The organism is Paenibacillus sp. RC21 (genome assembly GCF_044907935.1).
GTDB classification, from domain to species: domain Bacteria; phylum Bacillota; class Bacilli; order Paenibacillales; family Paenibacillaceae; genus Paenibacillus; species Paenibacillus terrae_A.
In genome coordinates this window covers 618,814-630,998 of sequence record NZ_JBIYCS010000004.1, presented here as the reverse complement: position 1 = coordinate 630,998, position 12,185 = coordinate 618,814, and the positions used below count along the sequence as shown (strand labels likewise).

At 48.1% G+C, this 12,185-nt stretch carries 14 protein-coding genes; 6 read left to right on the top strand and 8 right to left on the bottom strand.

Annotated features, from left to right (window positions below; translation table 11 throughout):
* Nucleotides 1-57: 57 nt before the first annotated feature.
* On the bottom strand, nucleotides 58-792 hold the full coding sequence (locus tag ABIA61_RS16385; protein WP_209942310.1) for an SDR family NAD(P)-dependent oxidoreductase: 735 nt from the start codon (nucleotides 790-792) through the stop codon (nucleotides 58-60).
* 265 nt (nucleotides 793-1,057) lie between these two features.
* Between ABIA61_RS16385 and ABIA61_RS16380 the strand changes: the two genes are divergently transcribed.
* Entirely contained in the window at nucleotides 1,058-1,957 is a 900-nt protein-coding gene (locus tag ABIA61_RS16380; RefSeq protein ID WP_283652675.1) for an SbtR family transcriptional regulator, read from the top strand.
* A gap of 491 nt (nucleotides 1,958-2,448) precedes the next feature.
* Complete coding sequence (locus tag ABIA61_RS16375) at nucleotides 2,449-2,616, top strand: hypothetical protein (protein ID WP_283652676.1); 168 nt, start codon at nucleotides 2,449-2,451, stop codon at nucleotides 2,614-2,616.
* 70 nt (nucleotides 2,617-2,686) lie between these two features.
* Here ABIA61_RS16375 and ABIA61_RS16370 read toward each other — a convergent pair whose 3' ends face one another.
* The 5 genes from ABIA61_RS16370 to ABIA61_RS16350 form a co-directional block, all read right to left on the bottom strand.
* Entirely contained in the window at nucleotides 2,687-2,845 is a 159-nt protein-coding gene (locus ABIA61_RS16370; protein ID WP_014279385.1) for a hypothetical protein, read from the bottom strand.
* 37 nt (nucleotides 2,846-2,882) lie between these two features.
* On the bottom strand, nucleotides 2,883-3,776 hold the full coding sequence (locus ABIA61_RS16365; protein ID WP_283656303.1) for an IS3 family transposase: 894 nt from the start codon (nucleotides 3,774-3,776) through the stop codon (nucleotides 2,883-2,885).
* Nucleotides 3,777-3,816: 40 nt separating this feature from the next.
* A complete protein-coding gene (locus ABIA61_RS16360) occupies nucleotides 3,817-4,137 on the bottom strand; it encodes a hypothetical protein (protein ID WP_404581007.1) in 321 nt (106 codons plus the stop codon).
* Between the two features lie 22 nt (nucleotides 4,138-4,159).
* Nucleotides 4,160-4,840 carry a GNAT family N-acetyltransferase gene (locus ABIA61_RS16355; protein ID WP_404581006.1) on the bottom strand — a complete coding sequence of 227 codons (681 nt, stop codon included), beginning with the start codon at nucleotides 4,838-4,840 and terminating at the stop codon, nucleotides 4,160-4,162.
* Between the two features lie 410 nt (nucleotides 4,841-5,250).
* Nucleotides 5,251-6,150, bottom strand: coding sequence for a DMT family transporter (locus ABIA61_RS16350; RefSeq protein ID WP_283653933.1), 900 nt, complete (start codon nucleotides 6,148-6,150; stop codon nucleotides 5,251-5,253).
* 109 nt (nucleotides 6,151-6,259) lie between these two features.
* Between ABIA61_RS16350 and pdxR the strand changes: the two genes are divergently transcribed.
* A complete protein-coding gene (gene pdxR, locus ABIA61_RS16345) occupies nucleotides 6,260-7,633 on the top strand; it encodes a MocR-like pyridoxine biosynthesis transcription factor PdxR (RefSeq protein WP_283653932.1) in 1,374 nt (457 codons plus the stop codon).
* Between the two features lie 106 nt (nucleotides 7,634-7,739).
* Here pdxR and ABIA61_RS16340 read toward each other — a convergent pair whose 3' ends face one another.
* Nucleotides 7,740-8,654 (bottom strand): phosphatidate cytidylyltransferase, encoded by a 915-nt coding sequence (locus ABIA61_RS16340; RefSeq protein ID WP_404581005.1) that lies wholly within the window; start codon nucleotides 8,652-8,654, stop codon nucleotides 7,740-7,742.
* A gap of 97 nt (nucleotides 8,655-8,751) precedes the next feature.
* On the opposite strand from ABIA61_RS16340, the gene ABIA61_RS16335 reads away from it, so the two are divergent.
* The 3 genes from ABIA61_RS16335 to ABIA61_RS16325 all read left to right on the top strand — a co-directional run bounded on the left by ABIA61_RS16335 (nucleotide 8,752) and on the right by ABIA61_RS16325 (nucleotide 10,952).
* On the top strand, nucleotides 8,752-9,294 hold the full coding sequence (locus tag ABIA61_RS16335) for a hypothetical protein (RefSeq protein WP_404581004.1): 543 nt from the start codon (nucleotides 8,752-8,754) through the stop codon (nucleotides 9,292-9,294).
* A gap of 191 nt (nucleotides 9,295-9,485) precedes the next feature.
* Nucleotides 9,486-10,352 carry an SDR family oxidoreductase gene (locus tag ABIA61_RS16330; RefSeq protein WP_283653929.1) on the top strand — a complete coding sequence of 289 codons (867 nt, stop codon included), beginning with the start codon at nucleotides 9,486-9,488 and terminating at the stop codon, nucleotides 10,350-10,352.
* A gap of 258 nt (nucleotides 10,353-10,610) precedes the next feature.
* A complete protein-coding gene (locus tag ABIA61_RS16325) occupies nucleotides 10,611-10,952 on the top strand; it encodes a zinc ribbon domain-containing protein YjdM (RefSeq protein WP_283656353.1) in 342 nt (113 codons plus the stop codon).
* Nucleotides 10,953-11,209: 257 nt separating this feature from the next.
* On the opposite strand, the gene ABIA61_RS16320 is transcribed toward ABIA61_RS16325, so the two are convergent.
* Complete coding sequence (locus ABIA61_RS16320; RefSeq protein WP_044648815.1) at nucleotides 11,210-11,965, bottom strand: AIM24 family protein; 756 nt, start codon at nucleotides 11,963-11,965, stop codon at nucleotides 11,210-11,212.
* Nucleotides 11,966-12,185 lie beyond the last annotated feature (220 nt).

Here is a 12,185-nt window from a genome sequence, read left to right as displayed (position 1 = left end):
CAACTCGGATCATCTTCGTCAAGTTGACAGACCCCCCACACGCTTTTCGGCGTGATCTCAGATGGCTGATAAGCCGCCGTCGACAGACAAATCCACCCCATTCACGAAGCTCGAATCGTCTGAAGCAAGAAACAGCGCGGCCGTCGCAATTTCCTCAGGACGGCCCATCTTTCCCCGCGGGATCAGGGATTCGAACATCCGCTTCGTCTCCTCGTCGATAGCTTGGTCCTGCATCGGTGTGGCGATCGGCCCCGGGCTCAGCACGTTCACCCGGATATTCCTGCCCTTCAGTTCGTTGAGCCAAGTGCGTGCGAATGAGCGCAACGCCGCCTTGCTCGCCGCATACACGCCGAAACCAGGAAAACCTTTCACCGAAGTAACTGACCCGGTCATGATGATCGATCCGCCATCGTTGAACAGCGGCAACGCCTTCTGGACCGCAAACAGCGTTCCGCGCGTATTCAGGCCGAAGGTCGCATCGAAGTGCTGCTCGCTAATCTCGCCCAGTGGGCCGGCTTCGCCCGTGCCAGCGCTCGCGAATAGGACATCGATCTTGCCCTTTTCCCGCTTTACTGTATCGAACAGGCGGTCGAGGTCGTCGAGATTGGCCGAGTCGCCGCGCACGCCGGTCACGTTCCGGCCAATCAGCTTGACGGCCTCGTCGAGCGCCTCCTGCCTCCGGCCCGTGATGAAAACATAGGCGCCTTCTTCAACGAACCGCATGGCGCTCGCCAGCGCCATGCCGCTCGATCCACCCGTGATGACTGCAACCTTACCTTCAAGTTTTCCCATGACTTCTTTCCCCTTTCGTGATGTCCGACAGTGTCTCGGTTCCCATTTGCACAAATGTGCTGTATCTTGTGGATCACTGATTCAGATACAGGTTCATCATATATGGATCAGTGATCCATTGTCAAGGCGATTTATGCGAGACTACGCCATAAAAAATTACATCCAATTTGATTATAGTTCCCTTTCGGAACATTAGCAATAATATTTGATAGAATGTTTCCAAAAGGAACATTTATAATGTAATATATTAATAGGGGTGATTTAGGTGGCTACATTCGCCGAGAGATTTAAAATGCTTCGTGAAGAGCGAGGATGGACGCAGGAGCAAGCTGCAGAACGATTGAAAATATCTAGATCTACCATAGCTGGATACGAGTCTGACAAAAAAGGCAGAACACCAAGGAAGGAAACGATCGATAAGATTGCCACTCTTTTTGGGGTTTCTATAGACTTTTTATTAGGTCGCATTAACGAAGAATACAGCGGCCAGTACTCAGATTCTAGAAAATATTTCCGAGCGAGCGCTGTCACGGGCGAAGCCGGCCCACTGGGCGAGATTACCGAGCAGCCATTGTCAAGGCGATTTATGCGAGCCGACGCCAGAAAAAATTACAGCCATCTACTTGCAGTCGCGCGTGACGTCGTCACCGAGCATGGTGCCGACGCGTCCATGCGAGATATCGCCCGCCGGGCCGACGTCGGGTTGGCCACACTGCTTCGCCATTTCCCGACGCGAGAAGCCTTGTTCGAAGCGTTGCTGCGTATGAATGTGGACGCACTGATGCAGCAGGCAGCCGAACTCGAAACGTCGAATCCACCTGACGAAGCGCTGGTGTCCTGGTTTCGCGAAGGGGTGGCATTCGTTCATAGCTATAGCGGCGTTTGCGCCTTGTTGGCGAGCGCCCACGCGGACCCGGACTCCGCGCTTCACGCTTCAAGCTCAGCGGTGCGGTCAGCGGGCGCGCGACTACTGCTCCGCGCTCAGGCCGAGGGAACTGCGCGCGCCGATATGGATGGGGTCGACCTGTTCGCCCTGATGTCGGCGCTCGGCTGGCTCGTCGGCCAGCCCGGATTCGCGCCACGGGGGGATCATCTCTTTCACGTTATTACGAGCGCCATCCTGATAAATCGGCCTAGCAACGGTGTCAAGAAGGCAACGTGTTGAATCAGATTTGCCGACGCATACTTTCCTACCAGGGAAGCCCCGGGGATTCGAACCAGACGGCGGAAAGCTGACTGGAGCCGACACTCGAAGGTCATTACCGCACTCGATCGATTGGCCGCTCCTGGCCGACACCGGAAGCTCGCCTTCACATCGGGGGCGAAAGTCGGCTCAGCATGTCGCCTAGGCTAAACTGTTGCGTAACAGTTACACTGGATTACATTTCTGTCGGAAACTTGCGAAGCCCGCCCATAGCCGCTGTCGGACCCGGACGGGACATTGGCGCGCGCGACACAAGGCGCGGGATTGCGTTGTGACGGAGCCTCACCTAACGTACAGCAAGCGAGAGCGCTCCGATTCTGCATAGATAGCTCGCGCCAGCATTTGTGCCCTGCCGACTTCAGGAGAAAATGATGCGTGGCCTGGTGATGGGAATCGCTATCATCTCAGCGAGCTGGCCGTTTATAAAGGCTCTCGCTCAGGATGACTCGGACATGCCTAAGGAGAGATGGGGAAAGACGGAAGACGGTCACAGCCGAATCACCGCGCGGCAGAGAAACTCAGAAATCGGACTTCGCGACAATTGTGGCCCCTCCTGGTTTCGCCATCGCTATGGACAGGCTGGACAGGACAATACACCTCTTATTCGATATCAGATGTAGAATTTCGTTAATTTGCTTTGTTTTTCGCCCGAATTGACGTTCTTCTCCACACTTCGGGGGAGACCCGCAATCAAAAGTCAGGCTCGGTTAGATTTCGATAAAGTTCTAAATTGCCCTTCTCTAGGGCATCGCGTTGCTCTTTAAGGTGTTGAATCTCTTCACGCAGACGTTCGATGGTTGCTTCCATCTCGTCGATTCCGTCTTGTAGTTGTTGGCTGTACTCGTTCATGCGTGTTGCTCCTTTCTTTACTTATAGCGGCTTAAGATTAAACCTTAATCTGCTTTGGCTTCACAGTGCCTTGTTTCACCGCTTCCATATATTCATACGGGGACAAATCGTAAATGCTGCCGTGGATGCGGATACGATTATAATCTTGTATAAACTGACTTACGACTTCATAGGCCTGTGGATATGTTTCAAACTCATGCCGCTGATAGCACTCCGCCTCTATGATCGAATGATACGATTCGATATGCGCGTTTTTATTCGGCGTTTTTGGCGGGATGCGCTCGTGAATCATGACAAACTCGTTACAAGCTTCCTCAAACAGGTTGCTAATAAATTGCGGACCATTGTCCGAACGAATGACGGGCTTTTCTGCCTTGTCAAAGAGCTGACGTTTCATCAGTGCTTCCTGCATGATCTGAACGAGATGCTTCGCTTCGCACGTCAATCCAATGTGATAAGTAACTACGGCGCGATCAAACACATCTAAGATGCTCATTAGGAAGAAGAACCGTTGCTCGCCTTGGACCCATCCATACTTAATGTCAGTCTCCCACAGTTGATTAGAGGCCGTTATGACGCGATTGTTGGCAAGTCGCTTGGGATGCTTAATCTTGAGTTTCCGCTGTGGACGAAGCACATCCATCCGCTTGCATAGACGGTAAACTTTCTTCTTGTTAATTTTCAGTTGATGGCGGCGGCTTAAAAGCACGGTCAGTTTACGATAGCCGTAGTTCGCGCCTTCGCCTGCTAAGAACTCCATGATCCATTCACAAATCTGCTCATCACTGATTGGCTCACCATCTTGTGTATAAGATAAACCAGGTGCAGGGCGACCGGCCCTGTGGATTGTTTCTTGGGCTTGCTCTGGCCTATTCACGTATGCATAATACGTTGAGCGTTCTACCTCTAGCACACGCAGTACAAAGCTGATGCTATGCCCTCGTGTAATATACTTCTGGGCGATTTCTATTTTATCCGCAAGTACGGGTTCGTTTTTTTAGTAGGTCTTTGAGAATATCCCTCTCTAAGGCTTGCTCTGCAAAGAGCTTCTTAAGTTTCTCATTCTCTTTCACAAGCTCTGCATAATCTTCTGAAGTCGGTACAAATTTCGCTTGCTTAATACTAGAATCATCCAGTGTATCTAGATCCTTACGATTTAATTCTCTGGCCCATCGCAATACCATCTTTGGATCAAGCTCATGTTGTCTTGATATAACGGTCATGTTGCCGATTTCCTTCCCCTTGGCAACCACCATCTTCTTGAAATTTAGATCATACTGTTTCTTCTTCATTTCGTTCCCCTCCGCCTCAATATTATTGTATCGGAGTAAGGGGTGTACTGTCCAAGTTCAAATAGGGGCTAAATAGGAGGCACGTTTGATTCACTTCGTAGATGCCAAGAAAAGCTTCCTGTGTACTGGTGGCGTAATAAGGTGTGTCACTTTGCCAATGGATGTGACAGTCGGTGAGGGTCTTACGAAAAGCTGCGACGTCATCAAATGTAACTTCCTTAAGAATATACGAAGATGAGGGGGCAGCGGCTGGGGTGGAGGGCAGAGTGCCGTTGTAGTATTTCAGCGTATAGCGTGCCTGGTAGCCTTGCTTTTCATATAATTTGACTGCCCGATGATTATCCTTGATGACTTCGAGCCATAGCTGCTGGCAGTCCGCGGAGATGCCTGTTTGTTTATGTAATTCCAGCAACTTGTTGCTAATCCCCTGACCACGATAAGCCGGAGCGATGCATAGCGTGCCGCAACGCATGGTCTTGTACCCGTCGAACTGCCGGACACCGCCGAGAATTAAGCCGATCGGTTGATCCTCATCCATGGCAAGGAAAGAGTGATTCCGTGTATTACCCTCTGGACCAAAAAAACGTGCTGCGAAATCGTCCTGATCCGTGGTCAGGCGAATGGAATAATCCGAGAACCCAAGCGAAAATGCTTGAAAAATGTGTTCCATGCTGACGTCATTGCATCTCATATAGGTGATCACCGTTATTCCCCCCTAGAAATTCATGCTATATTTGGATTATAGGGAATTAAGGGGGCTCCATCAATCTCCCACTGAAAATGAAAATAACCCCTTAAAAAAGGGGATTGGTGCTGGGTGTTGTAGGGGTGCAATTCGTGTCGCCAAGATCGGGATTTGCAGAGATGTCACGATAATGGTTGAGCTTATATTCAATAATTTTTTGGGTTTCCATAAGTCTGGAAATTTCTTGTTGAATCTTCTGATTATGTTTTTCAAGTAAGGAGTCGCTTCTGGCAGCTACAACGAAGGAAGAAGTATATCAATTGCTGGATCAGGTGCATTAATTCAATGCGCTAAGAACTTGAATCAAAGAAGAGAGACTCCCGAAGTTTCAGTCGGGAGCCTCTTTTTTGAGAAGGTCATTGCGTGAGTCAGCGGCGTTCACCGCGTGACATGAGCATGATGCCCAGAAATACAAAGCCTGCACCAGCTAGATGAGCAAATGAGAAGGATTCACGGAGGATGATATAGGACAGCAGCAGTGTGCTGACGGGAATACAACCCGTGTATACAGCTGCTGTACTAGCCGGTACTCTTGACACGCCCCGAAACCATAATACGTAGGCTAATGCTGTGACAAAGATACCATAATATAAGACTAGCCCAATCTCCCCTGCACCAACGTGGTTAAAGTTGAACTGTTGGGCCTCCCCAAAGGAACAAGCCAGAAACATGAAGAATGAAAAGAGTGTTATATACATGGTTCCAAGCAGGGAAGAGACATGGCTGGATAGCATCTTGCGTAACACTGTCAGTGCCGCTTCTCCAAACACAGCAGACAGAACAAGCAGCAGGCCAATGAACGAGGTTGCGTTGGGAGCATTGAACCAGAGCGCCGATATGTGAGGTACTTGCAGTGCCAAAACACCGAGCAGTGAACAGGCGATCCCGAGACCGGGGCGTAGCGTAATCTTTTCTCTCAGCAGTACATACGAAAGAAGTGCAACGATAGCTGGGGTCAAGCTTGTTAAAATTCCACTTTCGGAAGCAGAGGCGTAGGCCAGCCCGTACAGCATTAGGACGCGGAAGAGAAACATGCCGATCAGAGCCTGAATGAACAGGATTAATGCATCCCGTTTGCTGATCCTTAGTGAATATTTCTTGATGAATACAATGGGTATCAAGAACAGAAGGGCAACGGCCAGACTGGCAGATTGCGATAAAAAAACAGGCAGCCGCATCACGACCAGTTTACCGACTACCACAGAACTGCCGACAATGGAGGTTGCGATCACTAATTCCATGTAAGTCGAAAAGGTTGGTTTGTTCATTTCATCTCACCTCTTGTACAGATATTGATATATACTGTACCAATAGAAACTGGGCACTTGTAGATCCAGTTGAAGAGGTTTTTGACAGTACCGCTTGAGGGGGCAGCCTATGTGGGTATCTATCGATAAGAATGTGACAGTTCCGATGCTGCGTCAGGTGTATCAAGCGATACGGGACCGTATTTTAGCCGGAGAACTGCAAGCAGGATATAAACTTCCTTCGACCCGGGTGCTGGCCTTACAGTTGAACGTTTCCCGGAATGTTATTCTCGAAGCTTATGAAATGCTGCTAGCCGAAGGCTTAGCCATTGCGCGCCCGGGTTCAGGTACCTATGTAGCCGAGGGGGCCGTTCTTCCAGGTTATGTATCCGCACCGCCTATCGAGGCGTCTGTGTCTGCAATGGATACTCCATATTCAAATGAGGTGTCGGTAATTTCCTTCCGGACAGGCCTCCCCGCATTGGAATTATTTCCGCGCAAATCATGGGCCGACTTGCTTCAGAGCGTATGCAAAGAGGCTCCTGATCTGGCACTGGGTTATGGCGACCCTGCTGGAGAGCCTGAGTTACGAAGGGAGCTGGCCGACTATTTGGTTCACACCAGGGGAGTGAAAGCCAGACCGGAACATATTGTAATCACTAGCGGAGCAGTACAAGCGATTCAGCTTGTCACCCGTCTGTTGCTGTCAGTTGGGGACGAAGCTCTGGTAGAGGAACCGACAAATGAAGATTTAAAAAGCATTCTGTCGGCTACAGGGGCCACACTGCGGAGCATGCCTGTTGATGATTCGGGAGTTATAACAGCCGATCTGCCGCAAAAGAAACACCCCAAGCTGGCATATCTTACACCCTCGCACCAGTTCCCGCTGGGAGGTATCTTGCCGATCCAAAGGCGGATCGAGCTTATCCAGTATGCAGCCCGGACAGGATGCCTTCTGCTCGAAGATGATTATGACAGTGAGTTCCGGTATGATGGGGCGCCTGTCCACTCCTTGCAGAGTCTGGACCCAGACCGGGTGCTATATGTCGGGACGTTTAGCAAAATTTTGTTCCCCGCACTGCGGATCGGCTATATTGTTCTTCCCCCATCACGAGTCGCTGATTTTATCCGTTTAAAGCAACTGGCGGATTACCAGACGGCGAGCTTGGAGCAAATTGTGTTGAGTCGGTATATCAGGAAGCGACTCCTTCATAAGCATGTACATAAGATGAAAAAAGTGTACGCCAAGCGTCGTCAGGTCCTGCTTGATAGCCTGGAGCAGCATTTTACAGGGCAATACCGGGTATGTGGCCGATCAGCTGGTTTACATTTGGTAGCAGAGTTTCAGTTCCCACTCCGAGAGAATCTGCTAGAACATCTCCGTAGCGAAAATGTATTTGCAGCACAGCTCGAAGGAAACCGACTGCTAATGGGCTACGGGCATCTAAAGGAAAACGAAATTCGTGAAGGGGTTAGCAGGATTAGGAATGCCCTGCAACGGTAGTACACGCAAAAGCATCCTATCCTTAAGTGAGGATAGGATGCCCTTTTCATAGCAAGATATCGTGTTCCATGATCACTATTCATACGAGGTTTGAGCAATGTAATTGCTACATAAAGTCAAAAAAATAACGGATTACATGAAAAAAGACGGGCGAGGTGTAGGTCAAACTATCGACCCGGCTTAAGTAGCTTTTTTTCAAAGCATCGAACTTGTCATCATCGCCGATTAATAAATCCCGCTTCAGCACGGAAACCGTTAAGCTGCCGAAGAAACCGCTCAAGCTGATCAGCATGCCGAAAATAATTCCAAATTTCAGGTCAAATGGCGTCAGGTAGGGATAGATCAGATACGAAGCTCCTATCGTCACGATAAACGCGAATGCAAAGCCTCCCCAAGTTAAATTCGGGTTGGAGGTTGGGACGACTTTCCGCTTACCGAAATAGAGAGATGCCAGATAGTGTGCAACATCATTGAGTTGTGTCAATACCACTAGAAAAAGTACGAGTTTCGCCCCGTATTGCGGTGTAGCGAATTGAAAGTAGGCCAAGTGACTAAGCCCGAAAACCATCAGCATAAGCCCCCACTGGGTTGAGCTGACACTGCGCAGAAAACCGACCGTTCCTTTGTTAATCAATCGCGGGAGCGGCAGGAGCAAGAATACATAAATAGGGATAAAGACAATAAACATCCCGTACCACCCGATATAAATCCAATAAAACTGCACAGGAATCGCCAAGTACGCCCACAAAAAAAGTCTGCGATCGGCTTTTCTGGATTTGATCATGGAGAAATATTCTTTCAGCGCAAAGAAAGTGAGTGCCATCAGGGAAAGCAGTGAAACAATCGGATTAAAAAGAGTTGCCAAGCAAAAGATAAAGAACATGCCCCACCAGGTTTTGATGCGAAGTCCGATGGCTGCATAGTCTTTGTTGGGCTGTGTTTTGACGATCACAACATAAATCAATTGGATAGCCAATAAGGCTGTGAAAATAAGGATTAACGTTAATAGCGAGCTGTCCATTGCCAATCACCAACTTATCGCGAGGTAGGAGTCCATTATAGGATTCCTATGTTATTATGAAGGAATAACCCAAACTTGATAAGGAGAAATTTTGTAAATGGTAGCTGATCAATCCGTCTTTATCTTACTTACGAATACGGGAACGTTTCTTACGAGAGTCATTAAGAGCTATACGAGGGCACCATACAATCACGCCTCCATTTCCTTCAACCGGGAACTTTCGGAGTTATACAGCTTCGGGAGAAAGACCCCTAATAACCCTCTGGATGGTGGTTTCGTGAAAGAGGATATTAAGACAGGTACATACAGCAGATTTCCGAATACAACATGTGTCATCTACGAGCTTCAAGTAACCGAGCGTGAAGTCGAGAAAATGAAACGGGTCCTACACGTCTTTATCAGAAGTCGTCAAAAATATATGTATAACTTACTGGGTTTGATTGGTATTGCACTCAAAGAACCCGTCGAGTTCAGTAATTCCTATTTTTGTTCGCAATTCGTTGCAGAAATTTTACAGCGATCCGGCATAAAAATATGGAACAAGTTGCCCGCTCTTATTACGCCGGACGATTTTCGGCAAAGCGACCGACTGCATTTGATTTATGAAGGAAAATTGAGTGACTACGAGCCTCAATCCTAAGCTGGAGAGCCGCGAGCGCCCCTTTTATTCAAACGCCCCGCGTACCTCTTTAACAATTCGCTTTAATGCATCAATCTGCCTAACATTTAATTCGCTGACAACAGCTGTGTTTTCATCAACTCCAAATTAGACAAGCATCATATTTATAGCTACTATAGAAAGGTAAATAAAATCTGAATGGAGGATTTCATATGAAAATCGCATTAACAGGAGCAACCGGGCAACTGGGTTCCATCGTGGTAGAGGCGTTGCTTGCATCCGTATCGGCAGAAGACCTTATTGTTAGCGTGAGAAATCCGGAAAAAGCAGAAAACTTGCGTGCCCGTGGCGTTGACGTTCGTCTTGGCGATTTTGATAAACCGGAGACGCTGGACCAAGCGTTTACTGGTGTAGACCGATTGCTGATTATATCCGCAGACGGCGATAATGATACGAGAATCCGCCAGCATAAGGCTGCTGTGGATGCTGCTGTACGTGCGGGAGTAGGCTTCATCGCTTATACCAGCGCTGCCAATGCGGCTGACAGCACTCTGTTCCTTGCACCTGTACATCGTATAACGGAGGAGTTCATTCGCGAATCGGGCATTCCTTACTCCTTCCTGCGTAATAACTGGTATCTTGAGAATGAAGCAGGCACGATTCAATCCGTGCTGGCCGGGGCTCCTTGGCTGACCTCAGCAGGTTCCGGTAAAGTAGGTTGGGCTGCCCGTGCAGATTATGCGCAAGCGGCGGCAGTCGTTTTGTCCAGCGAAGGGCATGAGAATACGATATACGAGCTTTCAGGCAAGCCGATTACCCAAGAAGAGTTTGCGGCGATTCTTGCTGAGGTGCTGGGTAAGGATGTGCCTGTACAGCAGGTAGACGATACTGCGTATGCCGACATTATGCTTGGTGCGGGCGTACCGGAAGCCGCAATCCCTATTGTGGTCGGTATTCAAAAAGCGATTCGTGAAGGAGCTTTGGATGTTGTAAGCAACGATTTCGAGAAGCTTCTGAAACGCCCGCTTACGCCGCTTAGCCAAGGAATTCGTGAGCTGGTTGAGCAAACAAAGGCATAAAATCGCCGTAGAGCACATTTTCAAAATATGATTCTGCTCATGATGAAGGATGCTACCCTAACAAGGCGGGCATCCTTTTTTAATCATCATAATCATTTCAAAAGGAAAGGGAAATCCTAAACTAATTTCCTCTATTAGTGGAATCGTTGCTGATTATCCAATATACTTGTAAGGAACTCCAAGGAGGGCTTGGAGCAAGGTTTGTTTCATAGGACGATCACAGGTGTAGAATTGATAATGAATGGAGTACATACAAATATGTCTAATTTGCCAAATTGCCCGGAATGTAATTCAGAATACACGTACGAGGATCGGAGTCTTTTCATTTGCCCGGAATGCGCTCATGAGTGGTCTTCCGAATCAGAAGCAGCAAACAATGAAGATGTAAAAGTCATCAAAGATGCCAATGGTAACGTTCTGCAGGACGGTGATTCTGTAACCGTCATTAAAGACCTTAAAGTCAAAGGAAGCTCATCCGTCCTGAAAATCGGCACAAAAGTAAAGAATATCCGTCTGGTGGAAGGCGATCATGATATTGATTGCAAAATTGATGGCTTCGGAGCGATGAAATTAAAATCGGAGTTTGTGAAAAAGAACTAAAAGCTATGTTAACGCAACCCAACGAGTTTGGAGTTTGTACTGGAAAAACCCTTTGATATAAGAGGGGTTTTTCTTTATATTCGGACAGCTTCAGGAGGTAGAATCATAGTCATAGATGGACCAACAGCAACAGCCCTGAAACTTGAATTGGAAAAAGAAATATGCTGTTTATCTCAACGTATTTCAGAGACACTTTTCAGTTCAATGAGGATTTAGAAAAGGAGAAGCTAGGCGCTTCTCCTTGGATTATACATCGTTTACAGCGGTGCCAGCCAAACGGTTCCGGTTCCCCTGTACACATTGACCAGCCCTTCGCCGGAAGCAGCCGAGCCCATTTTGGTTTTCCCGGATTTCTCGACGGTGAACTGTAAGGTATTGGACCACATGAGGGCAAAGTTACCATCCACCTTCAGCACATCGTTTTGCAATTCTATAACGACCGCTTCCTCGGAAGGGATAGGCGCTTGCAGGGCAAGAACTCCTTTTCCCCGAGCGCTTAAATTAAATAATCCTTCTCCACCCAGAGCGGCCGAGGAAAGGTTGCTACGGGCAACAACGGATATGTCCAGCGTAGTTTCACAAGCTAAAAATAAGCCGTCTTCGATAGCAATGTGATCATTATCGACATCAATGAGCCAAATGTAACTATAAGTAGGTTCCAGCATAATCGTACCCGTGCCTTTATAGAGAGGTTTGATGGCACTTGTTCCCGTTACAGCACCGGACACCAAATTTCGCATTAAGCCCCCGACGCCTTTTACGCCGGTAGTCATCTCCATACTGCCCACCGTATATTGCATGGCGCCCGCCTTCATCATAATTTCACTATTGTTGATTTCGATCATGAGCTGCTTGCGGCGCATGTTACTTTTGCTCATATAGTAATTGGCTTCCGCAGCCGCAACCGAGGTGCAGCTTAAATCCGATATGTATTCCAATACGGTAAATCCACCTAATTGGTCTGCGATGGCAACATTGCTGTTATCCTTTAGGTTATTGATGACAAAAGCCATGGATGTATGAGCCCCCTTGCTGTATTCACGCTGTGAGGATTGAAATCTCTTTTATTCCATAAAATATTCGACAGAAAGATTTCGTTTCCTGCGGAAAATCCTCAGGTTCTCTTAAGCCGATTCCATATTTAGAAAGCAGAGCTTGAAAAAAACGCGGAAAAGGTTCAAAATAAAGATATCGGTTTTTAAAATGGTTTGCTCACAAAGCAGCCGATGAGAA